Genomic DNA, 23,364 nt, shown 5'->3' on the forward strand with positions numbered 1-23,364 from the left:
GGTATAACACGGGCCGGTACCCAGGACGAAACGTTCGGTCATCGCCCGAAGGTCGCCTCCCGCTCGGCAAAGAGGCGAACACCGGCCAGGGCTTTGTCGTCTGGCTACGCGGAAGCCAGCCACCGCGCTTCCGGACGGCGGCATACCGCCGCGCCTAACGAGCTCGTGCATGGTTGGCGGTGCGACGTCGAAAGGTGCAGGTAGGCCTGGTGGTCACTGTGGCTGATTGGGCCTGCGGGTGGCGGTCTGCTGGTGTGAGAGCAGTCCGGCGACGGCTTGGAGCGTGTCGCTCATGTGGTCACGGCGGCCGTGGTGGCGGGCGAGTGCACGCCAGTTCTTGAGGTGTGCGATGCCGTGCTCGACGTGAATCCGGCGTGAAGAGTGCGCCTTGCGCTGGCGTTCATAGAGTTGCTCGTACCAGTGGGGCGGGTTCATCTTGAATTTACGGTGTGGTGGCGTCACGACGCGGCCGCCGGTCTGGGCGCCCAGGCCCTGGTAGCCGGCGTCGGCGAGGATCTCCACGGGCACTGGACTGCCAGTCAGGTGCTTGACCAGGCCTAACTGCCGGGCGTGGGTGATATCTGCACAGCTTGCCGGCTGGGCTGGACTGCAGAACAGGATCCTGCCGCTGGCATCGGTGAAGATCATGGCTTTGACGGCGTTCTGCTTGTTCTTGCCGGAGATGAACTTCTCCCGGTCCTTGCGGCCGACAGCGGGCCTGCGGACCCGGATTTCGGTGCCGGCGATGATGCCGGTCTGTCCGCTGGTGCCGAGATGGCCGATGACTTCGGCGAGGGTGCGGAGCCGGATGCCGGCCGCGATGGTGCAGCCGCGAGTTGCGAGCAGCGGCCGCACCTCGCCGATCGCCCGGGTGATCGTGGAGCGGTCAACGCCGAACCAGCAGGCCAGCACATCGTGAGTCGCACCATGACGAAGGTGAACGAGGGTGGCCAGGAGCCGGTCGATGAAGACCAGCCGGTGCTTCGCACCGGCCCCGACGGCCCGCTTCCGCGGCCTGGACTCCAGTCCTGCCTGGTGTCGCTCATGCCATAACGGGCCCACCTCGGCGACGAGTTCGGCGATCACATCGGCCGACAGCCCTGCGATCCTCCGGTCGCTGATGATCGCCGCGCGAGTCCCGTTCCCCACCACAGGAACATGATCAGTGACCAGGCCCAAGCGTCGCACCGCCAACCATGCATGAGCTCGTTACGGCCTGTTCTCTTTGGTCGGCACCGAGAGGTGCGAATATGGGCGAGGCGGGGTGAATTGCTCTCGATGGCGAGCCCTCCGGTGTGCCCGGCCAGGCAGCGCAGTGCTTGAGACGGAGATCCAGCGTTCGACGGTGTCCAGGTGCACGACGGCGATGTAGCGTCGCGATCATGAAACCGTTAAGCGGCAGCATCACTGACCAGGCGCCGGCTGATCCGGCCGCCACAGAGGACATGCTGGCCAGCCAGCCCATCGGCTATTGGGCCGGCCTCGTCCACGAAGCGGTGACCCGGCGTCTGCGTGACGCCATGGCCAGGATCGATGTCACCCAACCGCAGTACTGGGTACTCAACCGGGTGACCGGCGGCCCCACGCCACCCAGCCGTGAAGGGGTGATCGCCGAGCTGACCCCCCTCGCGGGCGGACAGCACGAGATCCCTCGGGTCATCGACCAGTTGCTGCACCGTGGCTGGCTACGGATCGACACCGGACAGAACCTGCATCTCACCGATGCCGGCGAGGCCGCCAGGATCCGGCTGCGCAGGCTGGCCACGGAACTGCGCGCGGAGGTCCACAAGGACATCAGTGACGAGGAGTACGTGGCCGCACTCAAGGTGCTGCGCACGATGATCGCCAACGTCGAGGGAAACGGGATCTCCTAGTGACCTGAGTCAGAGATTCGGTGGCAGTAGGCGGCGACTTCGTCGAGGATTTCGTCGGCTGTCTTCGTCCAGACGAAGGGCCGTGGGTGGTCGTTCCAGTCGGCGAGCCAGGCGCGGATGTCGCGTTCTAGGGCCTGGACGGAGCGGTGGACGCCGCGCTTGAGTTTCTTCTGTGTGAGTTCGGCGAACCACCGCTCGACCAGGTTCAGCCAGGACGAACTGGTGGGGGTGAAGTGCAGGTGGAACCGCGGGTGCGCCAGCAGCCACTTCTTCACGTCCGGGGTCTTGTGGGTCGCGTAGTTGTCGAGGACCAGGTGAACCTGCAGGTCCGCCGGGACCTCCTTGTCGACCTTGGCGAGAAACTTCTTGAACTCGGCCGCCCGGTGGCGGCGGTGGAGCGAGCCGATGACCTTGCCGGTCGCGACTTCCAGGGCCGCGAACAAGGTGGTGGTGCCGGCGCGGACGTAGTCGTGGCTGCGGCGCTCGGGAACGCCGGGCATCATCGGCAGGACCGGCTGGGACCGCCCGACTGGTTCGCCGCCTGCGCGGCGTCCGAGGAACCGGAACTGCGCCGGGTTGCGGCGACCTGGCCGGGACTGCCCGCGATGTTCGTCGACGCGCTGGCACAGGACGACGACGAGGAGGTGCGGATCCTGCTGGCATGCCACCAGCCCCTGGCTCCGCCGCACCTCCTCCTGGACGTCTTCGTCACCCGCCGGACCCACCGACCGCACCTGCTGACCATGCCGGCGCCCCCCGTGGACGACCCCAACGAGTCGGTGCGCCGGGCAGCCGCGGCCGACCCGAGCCTGACACCTCAGACTCTGGAGGCCCTCCTCGCCGACCCCCGCACGGCAGAGGGCGCTGCGGCCAACCCGTCCCTCCCCATCCCTCGCATGCATGCACTCCTGGACCGCTGCCTGAAAGGCGCCACCACTCCAACGACGGCAACCCGACACCGAGAGACGACGCCCACGTAGCGATCACAGTCATGACAACCTTTGCAGGCCATGGGCTGACCCGACACGCCGACAGGCGTTTCTGCGCCTCATCAACATTCCGGGCATCAGCGACAAGCGACCGCTCCTGCGACTCGGCTACAAACGTTCTCCGTTGTCATCTACGCAGCCAGCGGTCGTCACAACCGCTTTCGAACCTCTGATGCGGATCTCGAATTTTCCCCGGGTCGGCTCTTCGTTCCCCAGTCGGTTGCTGTCGGCAACGGGGGCCCGCTCACGGAGTGTGCGGGCCGTGCCCGGCGTTGGGCCTCGTACAGCGTTACCGATGCTCCCTCTCGTCAGGCTTGCGGGGTGGGCCGGACGACGATCTCGCTGACGTCGACGCCGTCGGGCTGCTCGATCGCGTAGCCGATGGCGGAGGCGATGGCGGAGGGCGGCATGGCGATCTCGTCACGCTGGCGGGTCATCGCGGCCGCGACCTCGGGGCTGGCTCCTTTGCCTATGCCTTCGGTGTTGGTGAAGCCCGGCGAGACAAGAGTCACGCGCAGGTCGGGGCCCGATTCCTGGCGCAGACCCTCGGTGAGCACCTTCACGGCCGTCTTGGTGGCCGCATAGACGGCCTGGGGGGACTTGACGACGTAGGCCGCGGTGGAGCCGACGTTGACGAACTGGCCGGAGCACTGCCGGCGAAAGATGGGGAGTGCCGCCCCGATGCCGTTGAGCAGGCCGGTGATGTGGGTGGCGACCATGGCGTCCCAGTCGTCCTGGCGCAGGTCGTCGAATGGCGAGACGGCCATCGTGCCGGCATTGGAGATGAGGACATCGAGCCGGCCGAACTGGTCGAGGGCCGTGTCCGTCAGGCGCTGGAGGTCCTCGCGGCGCGTGACGTCGACGAGGACGCCGGTGGCGGTGCCCCTCTTGGCCGTGATGCTGTCCACGACCACCTTCAGCCGGTCCTCCCTGCGGGCGCCGAGTATGAGCCTGGCGCCGCGTTCGGCGAGGTAGGCCGCAGTCGCTTCACCGATGCCACTGCTTGCACCTGTGATCGCAATGACCTTGCCCTGGATACCCGACATGATCCACTTCCTTTCGCTGGTGCGCGCCGTTCAGTGCGCTTGCCTACGGCACGGCGGAATGAAATCGGCACGCCATCCGATCATGATCATTCTCATCGATAGCCGTGGTGCCGCGTGCGCAGGCGTGGGCTCAGGGGGTGGGGAATTTCGGCGAGCCCTATCACCTCTCCCGGCCGCATCGGGCGGCCAGCGCGGTGAGGTACCGCCCAGCAGGTACCCGTCCCAGACCGGTAAGTCCATGGGAGGAAGAGAGGGGGGCGGTTCGACCGTTCATGCCCAGAAGGCATCGGTGACGGTGATCTGTGGCTCGGCGTGGCGGCGGATGAAGGTGCAGATGAGCCATCTGCGGCCGCCTGCGAGGTCGGCGATGTGCGGGCCGCCTGGGCTGGTCGAGGCAAGGGGCGGACGGTGATCCAGTGCGGCAGGGAGGCGTCGGCATCGATGCCCCGGAAGTACGGGTCCGTGGCGGTGACGAGTTCGGCGCGGGCGGCCAGAATGAGTTGCCTGCCATCGGCGGGCATGTGGTCGAACTCCTGACGTGCCTCGGTCGTCCAGTCCATCTGCCAGGGCTGTCACAGCCCGGGATCCACGGCGCCCGCTGCCCGGCGCAGCCTGCTGTACTCGGCCAGGAGCCGGGCGGACTCCTCGGCTTCCTCGGATGTCGCCGCCCGTGCTTCGAGGTCGTGGAGGTGTGCTTCGAGGCCCGGGTCACGGGCGATGGCGTACTGGGTCCACCACAGTTGCATGAACGCGGGTACGGCAGCGCGGGAGCGCCCACCACCGCTTCGGCGGCCAAGACGGTCGCGGTGACACGACGGACGGAAGGAAGAGAAGACATGGGTGACGCTCCCTCAGCAACAGCGCCCTGCCTGCCGAAGCAGGAGACGGCAACCGGTGCGGGATTCCCGGCCCGGAGCGAGCCGAGGGCCACACTCTCGACCCCGGCCCCGCCCGAGCGCAGCGCCCCGTGAGGGCGGTTGCCCGATGCGGACATTCCCGTCACACTCGCCTGCACACCCCACGCACACCCGTCGGCGTGGCTCTGACATTCATCGCCCCCTGGTCTAGCCGCCCCGCAAACGGCACTGGGGACAGTGCACTCCGGCGCACCATCAGGCGTACTCCTGCCCGGGGAAGAGCCGAGCGGGGCTCGGCCCCAGGCAGGCGGGGGCTTGTCGGGGCGTTGGGCGTGGGGCAGGAGAAGCAGCGGCCGCTTCACGGCCGGGGGCGCTGCGGGGCTTCAGCCGAACGTCAGGAGCCCGTGCGTGATCCAGCTGCGAAGTACGCCGGAAACACTGCGGCGGGCGGACACCGCCCGGCCCTGCGCTCCGCGCGCGCCGGCAGAATGCCGCGGGACGTCAAACCTCTGGAGAATCCGCCTGCGGGCCTGCGGGGCCAGGGGCGGGGGCCGTACCGGTCCGGGCACAGCACGGTGGTGTGCTCCTTCGGCTCCCATGTCAGTGCTGCGGTTCATACTCAGTGCCGCGGTGCCGCCCGGGCGCCGCAACCCGAGGGGAGCACCATGGCTGAGGTGCTGGTTTTCCACCATGGGCACGGGCTGACCGCCGGTATTCGCGAGTTCGCCGAACACCTGCGGCAGGCTGGCCACACCGTCCATCTTCCAGACTTGTATGAGGGACTGGTATTCGACAACCTCGAGGAAGGCATGGCTTACGCCGAGAACGCCGGGTTCGACACGATCACCGCGCGCGGAACCGCCGCCGCCGAGGAACTGCCCGCCGAGCTCGTCTACATCGGCTTCTCGCTCGGCGTCCTGCCGGCGCAGAAGCTGGCTCAGACCCGCCCCGGGGCAAGGGGCGCACTGCTGTTCGAGGCATGCGTCCCGGCCTCGGAATTCGGCGGCGCCTGGCCGCAGGACGTCCCGGTCCAGATCCATGGCATGGACGCGGATCCGTTCTTCGCCGGAGAGGACGACGTGGACGCAGCCCGCGCCATCGTCAGGACCGCAGCGGATGCCGAGTTGTTCCTCTACCCCGGCGACAGGCACCTGTTCACCGACAGCAGCCTCCCCTCCCATGAAGAACAGGCCACACGGCAGGTCAACCTTCGGGTGCTCGGCTTCCTCGACCGCGTCAAGTAGAGGGACCGACCACCTGATCCCATCCGGCTGACGACCACGCGGGCCGTCCTCCGTCCCAGTGGCCGGGCCGCCCCATGAGAACAGCCGTTGCGCCACAGTCTTGCCTCAGCGGCCCCTCACCCGGCCGCATCCTGCGCATTGAACCCGAACCCAAGCCGGCCCCGTGGGCCATCGCCGGCCGATCACCACTCAAGGTCAAACGGCGGCCTCCTGCGCGACAGGCGCGATCAGGCGGCCCCGGCCTCTGCCGGCAACGACTGGGGAACGAAGAGCCGACTCGGGGGGAATTCGGCATCCGCATCAGGGGCCGTACCAGTCGAGGCACAGCACGGTGGCGTCGTCCTTCGGCGGGCGGCCGTCGTAGGCACCGGTGACCGCACCGACCAAAGCGCGCACCACCTCCCGCGGATGGTCATCAGCCGTCTTGCGCAGCAGGCCGGGCAGGTCGACCGATTCGGCGTCACGTTCCTGCATGCCGTCGGTGTGCAGGAGCAGACGGTCACCGGGTCGCAGGTCGAGGTCCTGGACGCGGTAGGCGCCCTGGGCTGGGATGCCGAAGGGCAGGTCCACCGCCAGGCGGAGTTCCTCGACGGCGCCGTCGCGCAGGCGCAGCGGCCAGGGGTGACCGGCGTTGACGAGCTGGGCGCCGGTGCCGTCCAGGGCGATGCGCAGCAGTTGACCGGTGGCGAGGCTCTGCCTGCCGTGGTCGAGGAGGGCCTGGTGGAGTTGGCGGGCCTGTTCGGCGAGGTTTTCTCCGGCGCGGCGGGCGCCGCGGGAGGCGTTGACAAGAAGGGTCGCCATGAGGGAGGCGTCGATGTCGTGGCCCATCGCGTCGGTGATCGACAGGTGCAGGGTGTACTGGTCGAGGCTGTAATCGTAGGTGTCCCCGGCGATGTCCGAGGCGGGCACCAGAGCTCCGGCGAGGGTGAACTGCGGGGCCTCGCAGGCAGCAGCGGTAGGCAGGAGCTGGCGCTGGATCTCCGCCGACAGACTCACCCCGATGGTGCGGTTGGCCCAGTGGTAGAGATCGGTGAAGCGGCGGTCGGTGACGATGACGTACGCCAGCGCGTGCGCGGCCTCCTCCACCTGTTCCAGGACGTCCGGGGTGACGTCGGTGAGGAAGAGCTCCAGGACGCCGATGGTGTCACCGCGGTTGGTGACGGGGGCAAGGACCCGCTGCCCCTGGCCGCCGTCCGCTGCCAGGACCAGACGCTGATAGCGCAGGACATCGTCGTAGACACTGCTGCCGGCGAGGGGGATCTCCTCGGCGCGGTCCTTTCGCTCCCGGGTGGCCGTGTCGTGAACGCGCAGCAGGCGCCGGCCGACCACGTCGACGAACAGGAACGACACATACCGCGCCCCGAACCGGTCCCGCAGATTACGCGCCACAACGTCCAGGGAGTCCACCGGCGCCGCGCTCTCCGCAGCCGCCAAGACCTCCGCCAACCCGATCCGATCATCCGCCACAACCGCCTCCAAAAAGGGGATACGAAACTTTCCTTCCCCGCGAAACGACAGCATCCCCACCGAGACAGTTCGCACACCGACCGCCGATCGGATGCGGATACGGACGGCGAACCCGTCCAGCCGCTCCGGCGGAGCAGAACACGCGGCACAGGGCGTCACCAGTCCTCCGGTGCGTTCTGCCATGTTCTGGGACAGCTGACCTTGAGTACGGGCCATCGAAGTGTGATCAGGCCCGGCCTCATCAGTGGTCTTCGACGGTGATGCCGGCCTGCGGGCCAGGGCGTGCGCGAGGTCGAACGGAAGACGAGGTCCGTAGGCCGTAGCCCCTCCCCCGTGCTCCCCGTCGCAGTTCCAGCGGCGGGCGCGTCCGTGCGCCTGCGCCAACCGCGTTTGGCTCCTCGTCGGCGACCTCCGGGTCACGGAAGGGTCGCCTTGCGCCGGTCAGCTCGGGGAGCTGAAGGAGGTACCGGTCCGACTGCGGGGCGTGCCTCAGAGGAGTGGCCAGTTGCGCAGTGCGGCGTCGGCCATCTCCTGGAGTCCGTCGCGATCCACGCCACTGGCGGCTTGTACTGCGATGCCGTAGGCGAAGGTGGTGAGGTAGCGGGCCAGTAGCCCGGGATCGGTCTGCGGGGGCAGGTCGCCCTCGTCGACGGCGCGCTGGAACCGATCCTGGATGCAGCGGTAGCCGTCGTTGCGCCAGGCGATGAGGAGGTCTCGGATCTCCTGTCCGGAGCCGCTGGCGGTCAGGGCGCCCTGGACGCCCAGACAGCCACGTGGATGGGCCGGGCGGGTCGTGGTTCGAACGGTGCCGGCCAGGATTGCGGTGGCGACCTGGAAGGCGGTCTGTTCCTCCAGGGCTCGGGCGAGGTACGCGCTCGGGCCTTCGGTGTAGCGCTCCAGGACCTTGCGGAACAGCTTCTCCTTGTTGCCGAAGGCTGCGTACATGCTGGTGGTGGAGATGCCCATCGCGTTCGTCAGTATCGCCGTGCTGGCTCCCTCGTAGCCGTGCTCCCAGAAGACGAGCATGGCGCGCTCCAGAGCCTCGTCGGCGTCGAATCCCCGGGGGCGGCCGATGAGGCCGCTGTGCTGCTTCTCCACCCCCGCAGTCTACCCGTTCCGTAGCGATCGCTGCGGAAGTGCTAACGTTCACCTTCCGCAGCGATCGCTACAGAACATGGAGGGGGCAACGGTCGACACGGCGAGGCCGTGAGGCGTCGCATCTCATCAGCGTCCGGTTGCCGCTCCACACCGGAGCCACCCCACAGAAGGGTCACCCCGTGTCCGACAGAGACCTGCGCGCTTTCTACCTGCGCTACATCGAGGCGCTCAACGCCCACCCGTTCGACGGCATGGACGAGTTCATCGATGACCGGACCACCCTCAACGGTGAGCCGGCTACCCGGGACGACCTCATCGCGGTGCAAAAGCATGACGTGGACGCGGTTCCGGACCTCCACTGGGAGCTCAAGGAGCTCCTCTTCGACGGTGACCGTCTGGCCGCGCGGCTCGTCAACACGGGTACCCCGGTGAAGGAATGGCTCGGGGTCACGCCTACCGGCGCCTCGTTCGAGATCACCGAGTACGCCATCTACCACGTCCGTAACGGGCGCTTCGTGCACATGACCGCCCTGCACGACGCGGGCGAACTTCTCCGGCAACTGACCTGCTGAGTGCCGGATCAGCGCCAGTGACTCACCCAACAGTCCCACCCTCACCAGCGGCCCGGCCGGGCTGCACGATTCGTAGGGGTACGCATGACCATCACTCTGATCACCGGGGCCAACAAGGGCATCGGGTTCGAGACAGCCCGACAGCTCCTTGCGCTGGGTCACGTCGTCTACATCGGCGCACGTGACGTCGAGCGCGGCGAAAAGGCCGCAGCGGCGCTTGGCGCGCGATTCGTCCGGCTCGACGTGACCGACGACGCGTCAGTGAGCAGCGCTCTGGCGGCCATCGAATCGGCCGAGGGGCGACTCGACGTCCTGGTGAACAACGCGGGCGTCCTCGGGCAGGGAGGCACCGACGGGCCCACGGCACTCCGGGCCTTCGACACCAACGCGGTGGGGATCGTGCGTGTCACGGAAGCTGCCCTTCCTCTGCTTCGCCGATCCCCGAACCCCACCGTGGTCACCGTGTCCAGCAGCGCCGGATCCTTCTGGGCAGTGACCAATCCGGCGCGGCCCGAGTTCAGCTTGCCGCTTGCGCTGTACTCCGCCTCCAAGGCCGCAGCCACCATGCTGACGGTCCAGTACGCCAAGTCCCAGCCGGGCATCAAGTTCAACGCAGTCGAGCCCGGCACCACCGCCACCGACATGACCGCGGCATTCGGAATCGGAAGAACCCCGGAGGAGAGCGCCAGGGTGGTCGTGCGTCTTGCCACCCTCGATGCCGACGGGCCGACAGGAACGTTCCAGGACGAGAACGGCGAAGTGCCCTGGTAGCCGTGTGGGAACAGGCGGGGCAGCATTCCTTGACCGCCCCGCCTGCTCCCACCGGGCCCTGCATGCACCAAAGCGTCAGCGCACCTTCGGCGCCGGCTGCTGCTCGAAGTGATCCTGAGAGTCCCCCCTCACGCGCAGGGGGGTTTCACCTCTTCGGAATCCTTTGACGGGTGATCACGCCCGGAGCACCGTCGGAGGCCGGGAGGAGAACGACCTCAGTGGGTGCGTTCGTAGTGGCGGCGCGCTTTTTCGCGGTTGCCGCAGACGGCCATCGAGCACCAGCGGGCGCGGTTGGCGCGGCTGCGGTCGAGGAGGAACAGCCGGCACTCGGCGTTGGCGCAGGGGCGAAGCCGGCCGGGTAGTTGCTGCTCGGTGGCGGCCCACGCGAGAACCGCCTCGACGGCCAACCGGGCATGCGGCGGCGTCTTGAGGGTCCAGCGAAGACCGTCCGAAGTTATCTCCGGGGTCTGGTGTACCCCTTCGAGCAGCGGGCCCAGTGCGTCGGGCGAGCGCTCCGCGCGCACTATGCCCTGGAGGATGTCCCTCGTCTCGCGCAGCAGTGCCAGTTCTGCGGGGCTGCCTTCGCCGCCGCGTTCCCGCGCCCAGCGTCTGCCTCCGCCCGGGTCGGCGAGCGCATCCTGCTCCTCGCCGTTGACCAGTGGCCGGCTGTTGATCAGGTCCAGGAGCGTGTCCATCGAGTAACCCTTCCCTCCTAACCGTATTGATGCGTTTGACAGGTTAGCCCATCGGGTGCTTGCATGACGTGAACCTAACCACATCAGACGTGTTAAGAGGTTAGACATGAACTCGGTGCACCACCGGACCGCCACCATCGATGGTCACGAGATCTTCTACCGCGAAGCAGGCCCCTCCGACGCTCCCGCGATCGTCCTGCTGCACGGCTACCCGACCAGCTCGTTCATGTTCCGCGAGCTCATCCCGCTACTGGCCGACGACTACCACGTCATCGCGCCGGACCACCTCGGCTTCGGCCACTCCGACGCCCCCCCGGTAGAGGAGTTCGCCTACACCTTCGACGCCCTCGCCGAACTCACCTCGGGACTGCTCGACCAATTGGGCCTGGACCGCTACGCCCTCTACGTCCAGGACTACGGCGCCCCCATCGGTTGGCGCCTCGCACTCGAGCACCCCGAACGGATCTCCGCCCTCGTCACCCAGAACGGCAACGGTTATGAAGACGGATTCGTCGAGTCGTTCTGGGCCGACGTGTGGGCCTACGGGGCGAACCCCGGCCCCGACACCGAACCCGCCGTCCGCGCCGCGCTGAGCATCGATGCCATCCGCTGGCAGTACCTCCACGGCGTCCCCGACCCGAGCCTGGTCAGCCCGGACACCTGGGAGCACGACTTCGCCCTCGTCTCCCGCGAGGGCAACGACGAGGTCCAGCTGGCACTGTTCCGGGACTACCGGAACAACCGCACGCTCTACCCGTTGCTGCACGAATTCCTGCGCACCAGCGAGGTCCCGGTGCTCGCCGTCTGGGGCCGCAACGACGAAATCTTCGGCCCGGCGGGGGCGCGGGCTTTCGCCCGCGACGCCAAGGAGGCGGAGGTTCACCTGGTCAACGGCGGGCACTTCCTGCTGGAGAGCCACTTGGACGTCGTCGCGGGTTACCTGCGCGGCTTCCTCGGGCGAGTGCTCGGGTAGAACCGCTGAGGTGCAGACATGGGGGCCGGGCCCGGACGGCCGCCGTGATGCGGACCGAGCCGGGCTGACCGGCGCTCGCTTTTCGCAGCGGCGACCGCCCGGCGAGTCGTCAGGGTCGCCCCCCGCCCGCCGGCGACGCGAAGTCACTCGTCTTGCTACGACTGGGACAGCGCCGGCCTTACAGGCTGCCGACCGGCAGATCTCCGCGGGGCGCCCAGCCCGGGTCGCGGCCGGTGAAGGCGACGAGCCTGTCCAGGGCGGGGGCATCGGCCGGCACCGGCACCTCGGGGCCGAACGGTAGGCCGGGGCCGCGGTACTCGGGCTTGACCATCGCCTGGAGGACGGTGAGCGCGTGCGCGGAGGCCGCCGGGTCCGGCTGCCACGCCAGGCCCGTGGCCCGGGCCAGGTCCCAGCCGTGCCCGAGCACCTCCACCTGCAACAGGTCGATCACCGCGCTGCCCGGATAGGCGCCGCCGAGCCTGGGCACGTTGACGCTCCGTGTGGCCACCGCGTCGTCCAGGGCGGCCCGCAATGTCGCGGTGAGCTTCTCGATGACCGCCGCGGAGTCGTCCAGCCGACCTTCGGACCGGCCCTCGTTCACCCGGGCCTCCGGCTCGGGGCGTACGTCGCCGGCGGGGTCGGCGAGCGCGGCCTGGAAGTAGTCCAGCCAGCCGAGCAGGTGCTGCCGCAGCGTTCGCACGTCGAACTCGTCGCACGGCGTCGGCAGGCCCTCCTGCTCCGGCGTGATCGCGTCGAGCAGGCGCGCCAGGTCCGTCAGCACAGGGAAGATCATTACAGCTCCTTGTGATAGGTAACTATATCGAATAACTATAGCTATCATCGGGGGATGGCAACACAGGGTTCCGGCCGGCGGGCCGAATACGCGGCGGCCACCCGGCAGGCGATCCTGGCCGCGGCCCGACAGCTGTTCGTCGAGCGCGGCTACTTCGACACGCGCGTCGAGGACATCGCGCGTGCCGCGCGGGTGGCCGTGCCCACCGTGTACGCGGCAGGCGGGGGCAAGAGCGGCCTGCTGCGCACGCTCATCGAGGACGGCGTGCACGCCGCGGAAGCCGGCGGCATCCACGACCACATCGCGGCACAGACCGACCCCGTCGCACTGTTGCGGATGATCGTCGACGGCACGTGCGACGAGTTCGGCAAGTGGGGGCCGCTCATGCGCCAGGTGACGGCCGCCGCGCCCAAGGACGCCGCCGTGCGGGAGAGCCTCGGCCTCGCGCACGCGAGCCTGCGAGCCGGGCTGGCCGCCACCGCGTCACGACTCGACGAGCTGGGCGCCCTACGCCCCGGCCTGACCGTGCCAGAGGCGACCGACGTGCTCTGGTACTTCCTCGGCAACGGCTCCTACTTCACCCTCACCGACGACTGCGGCTGGCCGCTCGAACGCTCGACACAGTGGCTGTACGAGTGCCTGACCACCACACTGATCGACGGTGGGGCCGGTTGATGGACCGGCGCTGACGTCGACTCCGAGGGCAGACCGGGTCGTACGGATGGTGAGCGCGCACGAGCCGCCACATGCACGCACCCGGCCGGGCCCTCCCCGGCCGCCGAAGGGCCGCACGGATCGCCGCGCACGGTCCGCGCCGAAGCCGCGGTGCGCGAGAACGAGTCCGAGTCCGAGGACACGAGTGACACCCTGACGCCCGGTGCCAGGCGCCCGGCGAGCCCGCCTGCGTGATCGGCGGTGTTCGTGATGGCGCGCTTGTGCCGGCCACATGCTCACGCGCCGCGGCTGGGCGGCACCACGATCGGTCAGACGGAGGATCGAGGGAGACGCGTCGCCGCCAGCGCAGCGATCGTTCCGTCGGTCAGACGCTGGATCGCGGGGCGATCCAACTCCTCCCGCCGCACGAGGACACGAAAGTAGAGCGTGCCGATCATGTGGTCGAGCGCGAGATCCAGGTCGCAGTCGGCGGGGAGTTCGGCACGCTCGATCGCCCGGCGCAGCATGCCCTCGGCCTGGGCGCGCCGCGGCGCCTCGACCGTCTCACGAAGGGTCGCTGCCAGAGCGTCGTCCCTGCCCGCTTCGGACAGGATCGCGGGAATGATGCGGGCGGCCAGCGGGTGCCGCATGCCGTCGTAGGTGGCGGTGAAAAACGCGACCAGGTCGCCGCGCAGCGACCCGGTGTCCGGCATGTCGACTGTGCCCGTTGCGACTTCCGCGATCATCGCGGCCATCATGTCGGCCTTGCTTGGCCACCTCCGGTAGACGGCGGCCTTACTGACCGCCGCGCGCTTGACGATCGAGTCCACCGACAAGCGTCCGTAGCCGACGGCGGCCAGCTCTTCGAAGAAGGCGGACTGGATCGCGGTGGTGGTGCGGTCGTCGAGGCGGGGCCCGCGCCGGCCGCGTCGAGCACCGCCCTCGCCCGGGTTCAGCGATGAGGTCACCGGCGTCACCTTACTCGAGACGGAACGGTTGCGTCTCCGGTGGGATCACTGCTAAGAATACCCAAGACGAGACGGTACCGTACTGAGTTTTGAGGAGCAGCCGTGATCTTCCACATCAACCGCTTGACGCCCAAGTCCGACCTGGGCGAAGAGCAGGTCGAAGCCTGCCTCGACCTGCTGCGCCAGGTCGGCGAGACCTGCCCCGCCGTGAAGTCGTACGTGGTCGGCCCGCACCCCGCCGAGGGCTTCGCGTACGGAGCCGTGTTCGTGATCGAAGACCTCGACGGCTACTACGAGTACCTGAACCATCCCGCTCACGTCCGCCTTGAACTGGAAGGCATCGGACTTCTCGCGCGGTTTGAGGCCTTCGACATCACGGACTCCGCCGACCCGGAGATCAAAGCAAAGATCGAGCAGGTACAGGGCCGCCATTTCGCCGAACACCCCGAGATCGCCGCACTCGTGGCACAGGCCGCCTCTTTCACCAGGCCCGGCGGCGAAGGCACGACGACCCCGTCGTCCTGAACGGCGCCGTCTGCCGGACACTTTCCAGCCACATCCCTGACGAGGCGCCAGGCGTAGCGCTCGGATTCGGACCGCGCCGGCGCGCTGCAGCCCGCAAGACCAGGAGCTCGCGATGAACACGAACGACCCGATCGACCCGATCGACCGGCTCAAGGATGCGATCAACTCCCACGATCCTCGCCAGGTCGCTGACTGCTTCACCACCACCTATCGGTCCGAGACCCCGCATCGGCCGCAAGACGGCTTCACCGGCAATGACCGGGTGCTCATGAACTGGACCGCCATCTTCGGTCGGCTGCCCGACATCCGGGCCGAGGTTCTGCGCCGCGCCACGGGCGGTGACGAACTCTGGTCGGAATGGGAGATGGTCGGCACAGCCCCGGACGGCACCCGAGCTGTCATGCGCGGGCCAGTCATCATGACGACCCGCGACGGACGCATCGACTGGACACGCTTCTATCTCAGTCCTGTCGCGGGCAACGCCGATCGATGAGCTGACTGAGAGGCCTGGCGTTTTTCGACCTGGCCGACCGCGATGCGGCTCCATCTGGCGGCCATTACGTGCAGGACGGGTCTGGACGGGTCTGGACGGGGGCGCGCTTCAGTATGCGCATGTCTGACGACGTCGGTCCATGACCCGGACCACGGCGAGCACCAGGCGTGCCGCGTTCGCCCCCCTGCGCTACTCGGCCGCCGGAGGCCGGTACGGGCAGATCACGGTTCCGGCAGCCGACTTAGGAGTCACACCGCCGCCGCGGTCACAGGTGCCAGGCACGCTCAGCGAGGCCGAGCTCGCGTCACGGGGCGTCAATACCTGTAGGACGGCCGGACACGGAGGAGCTCAGTGCGCAGCACGGGTGTGCCGTCGACCGGCGCCGGGTCCTGCGCGGTCGGCTCGATGCCTCCGGCGGCGACTTTGTCGAGTGTCGTCAGCCCGTCGGCGCCGACCGTGCCGAACACCGTGTAGTTCGGTCGCAGCGCGGAGTCGCCGTAAACGACGAAGAACTGTGAACCGTTCGTGTCAGGGCCGGCGTTGGCCATCGCCAGCAGGCCGCGCCCATAGAGACGGCGCGCGCCGGTCGGATCGGTCGGTGCCGGCGGCAGGTCCACCGGCAGCTCGTCCTTGTACTTGTACCCGGGGCCGCCCTCACCGGTACCGGTCGGGTCGCCACACTGCAGGACCTTGAGCGTCGGATACGCCGTCAGACGGTGGCACACCGTACGGTCGTAGAACCCGTGCCGTGCCAGGTGCAGGAAACTCTGGACCGTGCACGGCGCCTTGGCGCGGTCCAAGTGCAGCGGGAGCGGGCCCTGGCTGGTCGGAACAGCCATATCAACCGTGCCACGGCTGGGGGTGCGCCGCGGGTCAGGCGGCAGCGGAACAGGGCGCGCCGGCGGCTCGTCCGGGGTCTGTGTGTACTGGCAAGGGCCGTGCGTGGTGTGCGGCGGAGCGCCGTCGGAAGCAGCGGCGACACTCCCCCCGGACACGACTAACGCCACGGCCGCGAATGCGCTGATCAGTGCTCGTTTCATCTCGCACGCCCTCCCGATGATCGCCAGGTCCTGGAGCGGTCGCAGTCTAGGGCGTGGGTTTGGTCCGCGGGAATGGTTGAGGGAAGGAGCCAGCCACCACCACACCGTCACCCCTGATCCACCGCAACCACCAGGCCCCGTGCCATGGGCAACCCCATGACAGCCACCCGCCCTGCTGCCAGGCAGCCCATGGCAGCAACGTGGTCGAGCCGACTGGACGTACCGCAGCGGGTCGGCGGCTGCGCGATCCCGTCGCGGACGGCCGTGCGAGCGTGGCGCGATCCGGGGGTGAAACCCACCGCCGACCCCTCAGTCATGCTCTGCATGGACCCACCCCGCTACGGGTTCTCGGGCCGGTATTCGCCGTCGCCGACACCGGCCGCAGACATGCGTACTGCAAGAACGCCTGCGGACGCCCCCTGCGGACGCGCAACAGCCGTGACAACGGCCACCCCGGGATCCGGCCCTTACGCCGGGAACGGTCGCCAGCCACCGTCCGCGAGCGCGGTCACCCGCTGACAACCAACCGCTGCCACCGCACCACCCGTTCACATGCTTTCGTCTCGGACTTCCTCCTCCTCAGGGCAGATGGCGACGGTTCGGGAATCGGTCTCCGGGCGCTGTCGGTGGGTGTGCTCACGCCCGCAGGATCCGGACATGGACAAAGTTCAAGACCTCGACGCGCTCGCCCTGGCGACCGCGGAGCGGCTTGCCCGAGGGCAGGTCGGCGTCGCCGTCGCCGTCGTAGCCGACGGACAGGTCGCATACGCGGCGGCGGGAACCACCGGAAGGGCCGATGGCGGGACACCGAGCGCCGACACGCTCTTCGAGATCGGCTCGGTGACGAAGACCTTCACCGCGCTGTCCCTGGCACGGATGGCGGTCGCCGGCACGGTGGAGCTCGACGAGCCGCCGGCCCGGCTCCTGCCCGAGGACACGGTCGTACCCACGCGGGGCGTACAGGAGATCACCCTGCGGCACCTGGCCACCCACACCTCCGGTCTGCCCCGGTTGCCCAAGGGCATGATGGTGCGGGCCCTGTTGCGCCCCCGCACGCGCCGCCCGGCCCGGCCGACTCGCCCAGGGCCACGACAGCAGGCGCCGCCGCACCCAGCCGTGGAACCTGGCCGATCTGGCCGGGGCGGGCGGCCTGCGGTCATCCGCGACCGACCTCGTGTCCTACGTACGGGCGCAGTTGGACTGCGGCGGCCCCGCCGAGCTAGCGGAGGCCGTCCGCCTCACCCGGCAGGTCGAGCACCGCGACAACCGCTTCTCCTGGATGCACCTCGGCCGGCGGGCCCACCGTCCGCACCCCCGCGAGGGCGCCCACATGCAGATCTGGCACAACGGCGGAACCGGAGGCTTCGCGTCCTTCGCCGGCTTCGATCCCGAGACCGGCACGGCCGCGATCGTCCTGAGCAACACCCAGCGCCCCGTCGACGCCCCGGCCTTCGACCTGCTGCGCACCCGGCAGGACCAGGCCGCCTCCCGCGACGCCCGCCCAGGAGGCCGGTGAGGGCGGCTGCCTCGACCCGGGCGAGGCGGAGGGCGCAGACGCGTTTCTGCGGTGCACCGGCCCCATCCGGCGGTCCGTGCCGCCGGGTTCCTCGTGGTCATGGTGTCGGCTTGCTGTAGAAGGAGAGATCAGGACGCTGCCGCCCATCGCCCGGCCGGCGAACTCCGACCGCGACGCCGTGAGCAGGTGCGGCCACCTCGTGGTGGCTGCCCGATGTGCGGCCGCGGCCGCCGAGATGGCGTCGGTGCGGGCGATGTCGCGGGCCACGTCCTTGACGCGGCCGGAGGGCGCGTCGTTGTCGCCTCCCGGCAGGGTGGTGGTGCCCACTCGTGCTGCGAGTACCGCACCTCGGGCCGCCGGTACGCTGCGCCGCTTCATGCGGACGGCGTCGCAGGCCGTGCGGGTTTCCGAGGCATCCGCCTGACCCGGTGACGACGGACGGGTCCGGCACCCGGTGCGCCAGTCGTAGAGTGGTTTGCCGCGGACTCGGTGGCGGCGAGGCCGCCCGGGGTGTGGGCGGCCGTGTTCAGCTTTTGGCGTGAAGCCGGCGTCTCCCGTGCGCTGGGCACAGGCCGCCAGGACAGCCTGTCGCGCACGCGAGGGGACGGGCCGGGGTGTGCGGCGCCGGCGGGTGTCGCGCCGGAGGTAATTCGCAGGCAGTCGTGGTCCAAGGCTGCCTACGCTCCCGCCATGCCGAACTCAGAACTGCAGCGGATCAACTCTTTCTTGTCGGCCTTCGCCCGACGCCAGGCCGCGCGCATCGTCGACCTCCCGGGCGGGTTCGCCGTATTTGACGACGCCTTTGCACATTCCCACGCGAACAACCAGATCATCATCGACAGCATCGTTGACTCCGAGGCGGTGCCCGCCATCGCGGAAGAGGCACTGGGACATCTGCCTCACCGACTGGTATCCGTCCTTGACGACGAAGTCGGAACGGCGTGCGCGGAGCCGCTGATCCGGGCCGGTTATAGCCACTCCACCTATCTGGTCATGCTGCATGCGGGCCCCGTGCCGGCCGGCGGGGCCGCGGAGGAGATGGACCTCGACGCGATACGTATCCCACTCACCCGGCGGTGGCGGGGCCTGCTTCCGGGCGTCGACGACGAGGTCCTGCGCCATCTCGTCGACCGACGCGAGGTTCGCCGCCGCGGGGCCGACATCGTGCACTTCCTCGGTGCCCGCACGGAGGAGGGAGAGGTCGCGTCGTGGGCCGACCTCTATCTGGACCCGGCAACCGGCACAGCCCAGATCGAGGACCTGATCACCTCGCAGGCCCACCTCAGGCGCGGTTACGCCGATGCCGTCCTGACCACCGCCTTGCGCCTGGCCGCCGACAAGGACTGCGGTACCCGGTTTCTGACCGCTGATGCGACGGACTGGCCACGACACTGGTATGAGCGCCGCGGCTTCTGCGTCATCGGCCGCTCTCACTGCTTCGAACGGGGCGCCGCCGGCCCGCACCGGTCCTGAGGGCATGGGCGGGCCCGGGTGGGTGTGGCTCGGGAGCACATTCGGGCGCTGCGCAGGAGTTGGCTGTGGACCTGGGAGAGGCGGTAGTCGGCCAGGGCTCCGGAGCGGACCACCAGGTGGAGGGTGTTGACGGTTGGGAGCTCCGGTTCCAGGAGGGTGACCCGGGCTTGCGAGGAGAGGGCGGCGGAGCACGGGCAGCGGGGCAGGACCGAGATGCCCGCCGAGGAGATGACGGCTGACATGACGGCGCGCAGGTCCGGTACGACGACGCTGGGTGCGGTCGTCGGCGTGGCGTCGAAGACGTCTTTCCAGTACTGGCGAATCAGTGGCAGCGTTTCGGCGTACGCGATGAGCGGTGCTTTGGCCACGAGGTCCACGTCTGCCCCCGTGACCCCGAGCGGGAACAGCTCCTGCGCCATCGCGGGCGAGGCGGCGAGGATGAGTTCCTCGTCGGCGAGGGGGGTGGCTTCCAGCCCGCGTCTGCGGGGCCTGATCGTGGGGACGACCAGGTCGAGGAAGCCGTCGGAGAGGTGGTCGAGGAGTTCGTAGCTGACGCCGACGGACGTCTTGATGTCCATTCCGCCTGCGGCCAGGCGGGACAGGGCGGGCACGAGCCGTGCGGCGGCCAGTTCGGGTGTCGCGGGGGGTGCGTACGCTGCGAAGGCGGGTGCGGCGTCGGCGTGGTCCGCGGTGACGGTCAGGGCCAGGGGCCGTGCACGCTCGTCGGCGGTGTTCTGCCAGGTTCCGTCGACGGCCCGTCTGATCAGCCGTTCGTGGGCGGGCTGGGACGGGCCGAACCCGTCGGGCAGGTTTCGTCAGGGCGAGTTGGTGCGGTACTTCCGCGCGGTGGCTTCGAGCGTTCGGCGGTGATCAGCCCGCAGACGCACCCGGTCAACCGAGCGACCCATCAAGGAGAGACGCGCCGGCCAGGAGAGCCCGGCCGGCTGCTCCCGCGGGGCAGTGGGGCCGTGGTCAGATCGTGACCGGGCCGTGGGCGGTGGCGAACTCGACCGAGACCAGACCCGGGTCCTCATCCTCGACCCAGGTGACGTCGATCTGGTCGAGGGGGTGGTCGGCCGGTTCGCCGAGGAATTCGGCGATGGAGGCGGCGTCGCCGGCGATGGAGACGCCGTGGATGGTGGTGGAGGTGCGCGGGTCGGCGCTCGGGCGCTCCTCGGCGGGGACCAACCACTGTAGGAAGTAGGGCAGTTGCGGGTCCTCCAGCAGTTCCAGCAGGCCGATCTGCTTCCACCTCAGGTCGAACCCGTCGGGGCGGACACGGTGGCCCTCGGCCGAGGTGCGGCCCAGGCGGCCCTCGACCGGGGCGATGTCGTCGACGGAGACCACCCAACCGAGCCAGCCGCCGCCCTCGGCGGCGCGGCGCGCGACCGCCTGACCGAAGAGTGCGCGGTCGGCGGCGGGGTGGTCGAGTGTGGTGACGACCTCGACGTAGGTGCCGCCGCTCAGCGGGAGGATGAAATTGCGGGTGCCGAACCGCGGGTGCACGCCCCCGTCGACGAACCCGGCGCCGAGGGCCGATCCGATCCACTGGACGGTCGACACGAAGCTGTCGCGGGCCACCGCATAGGACACGTGATCAAGTCGCACTGCGCCATCATCACCTGCCACACCGCACGAATCCCTGCGCCACGCCCGCCGCCCCGGCCGCGTCCGCCGTGGATTCAGCCGTGGAGCGGATCGATCATCGTCATCAGCCGCCCCTGACTCCTGGGCAGTGTCGTTTCTGAGCGCCGTCACGTCGAGCGGTCGGGTCCCACCGGATCCCCTCCGGCCAGATCTCGTCGGCAGGCATACCGGAACCGAAGACCCGACGGGTCACAGTCGAGACACCGCCACGGCACACTGCACTAGGCGTCGGTAGATGAGCACTCTTGACAGTCGGGCTTCCGCGCATCACCCTTTCACTACTTCCGTAGTGAAAGGGTGATGGACCGGCCGTGATCGAATACCGCATCGACCGGCGCAGTGGTGTGGCCACCTATCTCCAGATCGTGCAGCAGACCAAACAGGCTCTGCGCCTGGGGCTGTTGGAGCCGGGAGACCGGCTCCCCACCGCCCGCGAGGTGGTCGAGGCCCTCGCCATCAACCCCAACACCGTGCTGAAGGCCTATCGGGAACTCGAACGTGAGGGCCTGGTGGAGGGCCGCCGGGGCCTCGGCACCTTCGTCCGCCGGACGCTGGGCGAGGGCAAAGCGGCAGACGGCGCGCTGCGCGCCGAGCTCGCGCAGTGGCTGGTACGGGCCCGGCGGGCGGGCCTGGAGCAGGACGACATCACCGCACTGTTCACCTCCGTACTGAGCGGATCCGACAGTGAACCGAACCAGGGGGACGAAGAATGACCGCAGCCATCGAAGCCCACGGCCTCGGACGGAGGTTCCGCCGCGGCGGCTGGGCCCTGAGGGACTGCTCCTTCCGGCTCCCCGCCGGTCGCATATGCGCCCTGATCGGCCCCAACGGGGCCGGCAAGTCCACACTGCTGGCCTTGGCCGCGGGCGTACTGAAGCCCACCGAGGGCACCCTGACGACCCCGCCCCGCGAGGCCATCGCCTATGTTTCGCAGGACAAGCCGCTCCATCCGCAACTGACGGTCGCGGAAACCCTGCGCATGGGCGCCGACCTGAATCCCGGCCGCTGGGACGCGGCCGTCGCGGGCAAGGTCGTGGAGGGCGGCGGTCTGGACCCGGCCCGGCGCGTCCGCGCCCTGTCCGGGGGCCAGCGTTCCCGGCTGGCCCTGGCCTTGGCCCTCGGCAAACGGCCCACGCTGCTGCTCCTGGACGAGGCGTTGTCCGACGTGGACCCGCTCGCGCGCCGCGAACTGATGGGCGCTCTGCTGGCGACGGCCACCGAAGACGGCACCACCGTCCTCATGTCCTCGCACATCCTCTCCGAGCTGGAGGACGCCTGCGACCACCTGCTGCTGATCGACGGCGGACGCGTCCGGCTCGGCGGCTCGGTGGACGATCTCCTGCAGGCCCACACCCTGGTGTCCGGCCCGATCAGCGACTTGGCCCCCCATACCGTGGTCACCGCACGCGCCACCGGGCGCCGGCTCACCGCCCTGATCCGTCCGGAAGGGCCCGTGAGTACCGACGGCGGCGGCTGGCAGGTGGAGGAACCCACCCTGGAAGAGCTGGTGCTCGCCCATCTGGGCGCCCCGGGCGTCCCGGCCCTGCTCACCACGGCCATGGAGGCTGCGGCATGACCCTCCTGGACCTGCGCGGCCCTGTTCGAGTCACGATCGGCCTGCACCGCCGCGTGTTGTGGGCGGCTCTCGCCCTCGTGCTGCTCGCCGCCATCGCCCTGCCCGCCGGCCGCTGGTACGTCCAGTCACTGGCAGAGGACTTCGCTGCGACCGGCTGCAAGGTGGAGAACACGGTGCCCGGATGCGGTATCCGAGTCCGCGGCTTCCTCTCCCGCAGCCTGTACGTCAACAGGATGTTCCACTACATCGGGCTCGGAATGGGGGTACTGCCCCTGGTCCTCGGCGCGTTCGTCGCGGGCCCGCTGGTCGGGCGCGAGCTGGAATCGGGCACCTACCGGCTGCAGTGGACCCAATCGGTCAGTCCGGCCCGCTGGCTCGCCGCCAGGCTGGCGGTACCGGCCGCCGGCGCGCTCCTCGTCCTGCCCGCGTTCGTTCTCCTGGCCGCCTGGGTCCGGCGGGAATCGCTGGACACCTGGTACCCGCTCCAGTGGAACGAACTCCCCGTCTACCAGCTGATCGGGCCGGTGTCGGTGAGTTATGCCCTCCTCGGCATCGCGGTCGGCGCCATGGCCGGTCTGCTGATCGGACGCACGGTACCCGCCATGGCCGCGGCCGTCACCATGGTCGGGATCGTCACGGGGGCCCTCGTCCTGATCCGCCCCCGGCTCTGGCCCGCCCTCGACGGCCCCTCGCGCGGCGGGGACGCGGGGATCTTCTCCGGTCCGGTCGATCTCAGTGCCGTCCTTCATCACCCCGAGTCCCACTTCTGGCCGCTGCAACTGGTCGAGAGCGCGATCGTGCTCGCCCTCGCCGCCACCGCGATCGTCGCGGCCTTCGCGCTGCTGCGCCGCCGGCACCGCTGACCGACCCCCGTGCCTGAGGTAAGGAGGACAGTGCCAGGAGCGGGCATCGGACACCCCTGCACCCGGGATCCCGACGCCGGCGCCGTGCGAGACGTGGGGCGGCTCACTGAGGCGCCGGGCCGGCGGGGATCAGTCCGAGGGGCGGGTGTCAGTGGGGTGGGGCGTCGCCGGGGGGCTGCCGGACGGGGCCGGTCGGGGCCGCTCCGGGCGGCGTGGCCAGCAGGGGGTGA

The 23,364-nt window shown here is 69.4% G+C and carries 24 protein-coding genes and 3 pseudogenes; 15 read left to right on the forward strand and 12 right to left on the reverse strand.

The genetic code is table 11. From position 1 onward, the window contains the following. Positions 1–213 precede the first annotated feature (213 nt). Positions 214–1,152, reverse strand: a complete 939-nt coding sequence (locus IE207_RS25540) for a transposase family protein (protein ID WP_190186658.1) — start codon at positions 1,150–1,152, stop codon at positions 214–216. Between the two features lie 230 nt (positions 1,153–1,382). Between IE207_RS25540 and IE207_RS25545 the strand changes: the two genes are divergently transcribed. After that, positions 1,383–1,874, forward strand: coding sequence for a MarR family winged helix-turn-helix transcriptional regulator (locus IE207_RS25545; RefSeq protein WP_190186659.1), 492 nt, complete (start codon positions 1,383–1,385; stop codon positions 1,872–1,874). Here the strand turns inward: IE207_RS25545 and IE207_RS25550 are convergent. Next, positions 1,871–2,398 (reverse strand): annotated as a pseudogene (locus tag IE207_RS25550) (IS630 family transposase); the annotation flags it as partial. The gene IE207_RS25545 and the pseudogene IE207_RS25550 overlap by 4 nt on opposite strands. Between IE207_RS25550 and IE207_RS25555 the strand changes: the two are divergent. Beyond that, positions 2,345–2,854 carry a hypothetical protein gene (locus tag IE207_RS25555; protein WP_229874019.1) on the forward strand — a complete coding sequence of 170 codons (510 nt, stop codon included), beginning with the start codon at positions 2,345–2,347 and terminating at the stop codon, positions 2,852–2,854. The pseudogene IE207_RS25550 and the gene IE207_RS25555 overlap by 54 nt on opposite strands. A 317-nt stretch (positions 2,855–3,171) precedes the next feature. On the opposite strand, the gene IE207_RS25560 is transcribed toward IE207_RS25555, so the two are convergent. Together IE207_RS25560 and IE207_RS25565 are read right to left on the reverse strand one after the other, a co-directional pair. Next, positions 3,172–3,909 (reverse strand): SDR family oxidoreductase, encoded by a 738-nt coding sequence (locus tag IE207_RS25560; protein WP_190186660.1) that lies wholly within the window; start codon positions 3,907–3,909, stop codon positions 3,172–3,174. A gap of 572 nt (positions 3,910–4,481) precedes the next feature. Beyond that, positions 4,482–4,655 carry a hypothetical protein gene (locus tag IE207_RS25565; RefSeq protein WP_229873982.1) on the reverse strand — a complete coding sequence of 58 codons (174 nt, stop codon included), beginning with the start codon at positions 4,653–4,655 and terminating at the stop codon, positions 4,482–4,484. Between the two features lie 599 nt (positions 4,656–5,254). Here IE207_RS25565 and IE207_RS25570 point away from each other — a divergent pair. Next, positions 5,255–6,010 carry a dienelactone hydrolase family protein gene (locus IE207_RS25570; protein WP_190186771.1) on the forward strand — a complete coding sequence of 252 codons (756 nt, stop codon included), beginning with the start codon at positions 5,255–5,257 and terminating at the stop codon, positions 6,008–6,010. 300 nt (positions 6,011–6,310) lie between these two features. Here IE207_RS25570 and IE207_RS25575 read toward each other — a convergent pair whose 3' ends face one another. Further along, on the reverse strand, positions 6,311–7,477 hold the full coding sequence (locus tag IE207_RS25575; protein WP_190186772.1) for a PP2C family protein-serine/threonine phosphatase: 1,167 nt from the start codon (positions 7,475–7,477) through the stop codon (positions 6,311–6,313). A gap of 489 nt (positions 7,478–7,966) precedes the next feature. Further along, positions 7,967–8,575 carry a TetR/AcrR family transcriptional regulator gene (locus IE207_RS25580; RefSeq protein ID WP_190186661.1) on the reverse strand — a complete coding sequence of 203 codons (609 nt, stop codon included), beginning with the start codon at positions 8,573–8,575 and terminating at the stop codon, positions 7,967–7,969. 179 nt (positions 8,576–8,754) lie between these two features. Between IE207_RS25580 and IE207_RS25585 the strand changes: the two genes are divergently transcribed. Both IE207_RS25585 and IE207_RS25590 read left to right on the forward strand, forming a co-directional pair. Continuing rightward, positions 8,755–9,147 (forward strand): ester cyclase, encoded by a 393-nt coding sequence (locus IE207_RS25585; protein ID WP_190186662.1) that lies wholly within the window; start codon positions 8,755–8,757, stop codon positions 9,145–9,147. Positions 9,148–9,231: 84 nt separating this feature from the next. Next, a complete protein-coding gene (locus tag IE207_RS25590) occupies positions 9,232–9,918 on the forward strand; it encodes an SDR family NAD(P)-dependent oxidoreductase (RefSeq protein WP_190186663.1) in 687 nt (228 codons plus the stop codon). A gap of 215 nt (positions 9,919–10,133) precedes the next feature. Here the strand turns inward: IE207_RS25590 and IE207_RS25595 are convergent, their stop codons facing one another. Then, positions 10,134–10,613: a CGNR zinc finger domain-containing protein gene (locus IE207_RS25595; RefSeq protein ID WP_190186664.1), complete on the reverse strand. Its 480-nt coding sequence runs from the start codon at positions 10,611–10,613 to the stop codon at positions 10,134–10,136. 106 nt (positions 10,614–10,719) lie between these two features. Between IE207_RS25595 and IE207_RS25600 the strand changes: the two genes are divergently transcribed. Continuing rightward, positions 10,720–11,586 carry an alpha/beta fold hydrolase gene (locus IE207_RS25600; RefSeq protein WP_190186665.1) on the forward strand — a complete coding sequence of 289 codons (867 nt, stop codon included), beginning with the start codon at positions 10,720–10,722 and terminating at the stop codon, positions 11,584–11,586. Positions 11,587–11,764: 178 nt separating this feature from the next. Here the strand turns inward: IE207_RS25600 and IE207_RS25605 are convergent, their stop codons facing one another. Beyond that, entirely contained in the window at positions 11,765–12,379 is a 615-nt protein-coding gene (locus tag IE207_RS25605) for a TIGR03086 family metal-binding protein (RefSeq protein ID WP_190186666.1), read from the reverse strand. A 54-nt stretch (positions 12,380–12,433) separates the two neighbouring features. Here IE207_RS25605 and IE207_RS25610 point away from each other — a divergent pair, with 54 nt between their 5' ends. Then, a complete protein-coding gene (locus tag IE207_RS25610; protein WP_190186667.1) occupies positions 12,434–13,054 on the forward strand; it encodes a TetR/AcrR family transcriptional regulator in 621 nt (206 codons plus the stop codon). Positions 13,055–13,362: 308 nt separating this feature from the next. Here IE207_RS25610 and IE207_RS25615 read toward each other — a convergent pair whose 3' ends face one another. Beyond that, positions 13,363–14,001, reverse strand: coding sequence for a TetR/AcrR family transcriptional regulator (locus IE207_RS25615; protein WP_190186668.1), 639 nt, complete (start codon positions 13,999–14,001; stop codon positions 13,363–13,365). A gap of 102 nt (positions 14,002–14,103) precedes the next feature. On the opposite strand from IE207_RS25615, the gene IE207_RS25620 reads away from it, so the two are divergent. Both IE207_RS25620 and IE207_RS25625 read left to right on the forward strand, forming a co-directional pair. After that, positions 14,104–14,526 (forward strand): Dabb family protein, encoded by a 423-nt coding sequence (locus IE207_RS25620; protein WP_190186669.1) that lies wholly within the window; start codon positions 14,104–14,106, stop codon positions 14,524–14,526. Positions 14,527–14,638: 112 nt separating this feature from the next. Continuing rightward, positions 14,639–15,019, forward strand: a complete 381-nt coding sequence (locus IE207_RS25625) for a nuclear transport factor 2 family protein (RefSeq protein WP_190186670.1) — start codon at positions 14,639–14,641, stop codon at positions 15,017–15,019. A 314-nt stretch (positions 15,020–15,333) separates the two neighbouring features. Here IE207_RS25625 and IE207_RS25630 read toward each other — a convergent pair whose 3' ends face one another. Continuing rightward, the gene (locus IE207_RS25630; RefSeq protein WP_190186671.1) at positions 15,334–16,059 is read right to left on the reverse strand and encodes a peptidylprolyl isomerase; all 726 of its coding nucleotides are present in this window, start codon (positions 16,057–16,059) and stop codon (positions 15,334–15,336) included. A gap of 657 nt (positions 16,060–16,716) precedes the next feature. On the opposite strand from IE207_RS25630, the pseudogene IE207_RS25635 reads away from it, so the two are divergent. From IE207_RS25635 to IE207_RS25645, 3 genes and pseudogenes are all read left to right on the forward strand, one after another. Next, positions 16,717–17,085, forward strand: a pseudogene (locus IE207_RS25635) (serine hydrolase); the annotation flags it as partial. A gap of 37 nt (positions 17,086–17,122) precedes the next feature. After that, positions 17,123–17,575: pseudogene (locus IE207_RS25640) on the forward strand (serine hydrolase); the annotation flags it as partial. A 690-nt stretch (positions 17,576–18,265) separates the two neighbouring features. Continuing rightward, positions 18,266–19,048 (forward strand): GNAT family N-acetyltransferase, encoded by a 783-nt coding sequence (locus IE207_RS25645; protein WP_190186672.1) that lies wholly within the window; start codon positions 18,266–18,268, stop codon positions 19,046–19,048. On the opposite strand, the gene IE207_RS25650 is transcribed toward IE207_RS25645, so the two are convergent. Continuing rightward, entirely contained in the window at positions 19,006–19,857 is an 852-nt protein-coding gene (locus tag IE207_RS25650; protein ID WP_308433670.1) for a substrate-binding domain-containing protein, read from the reverse strand. The genes IE207_RS25645 and IE207_RS25650 overlap by 43 nt on opposite strands. A 163-nt stretch (positions 19,858–20,020) precedes the next feature. Further along, entirely contained in the window at positions 20,021–20,656 is a 636-nt protein-coding gene (locus IE207_RS25655) for a VOC family protein (protein WP_190186674.1), read from the reverse strand. A gap of 350 nt (positions 20,657–21,006) precedes the next feature. Between IE207_RS25655 and IE207_RS25660 the strand changes: the two genes are divergently transcribed. From IE207_RS25660 to IE207_RS25670, 3 genes are read left to right on the forward strand one after another with little or no spacing between them, the layout of a single operon-like run. Further along, positions 21,007–21,408: a GntR family transcriptional regulator gene (locus IE207_RS25660; RefSeq protein ID WP_190186675.1), complete on the forward strand. Its 402-nt coding sequence runs from the start codon at positions 21,007–21,009 to the stop codon at positions 21,406–21,408. Beyond that, positions 21,405–22,271, forward strand: coding sequence for an ABC transporter ATP-binding protein (locus tag IE207_RS25665; protein WP_190186676.1), 867 nt, complete (start codon positions 21,405–21,407; stop codon positions 22,269–22,271). Before IE207_RS25660 ends, IE207_RS25665 begins: the two co-directional genes overlap by 4 nt. Then, entirely contained in the window at positions 22,268–23,134 is an 867-nt protein-coding gene (locus IE207_RS25670) for an ABC-2 membrane transporter-related protein (protein WP_190186677.1), read from the forward strand. The genes IE207_RS25665 and IE207_RS25670 overlap by 4 nt, the downstream gene beginning before the upstream one ends. Positions 23,135–23,364 lie beyond the last annotated feature (230 nt).

This window comes from Streptomyces cirratus (assembly GCF_014650775.1).
Taxonomy (GTDB): domain Bacteria; phylum Actinomycetota; class Actinomycetes; order Streptomycetales; family Streptomycetaceae; genus Streptomyces; species Streptomyces cirratus.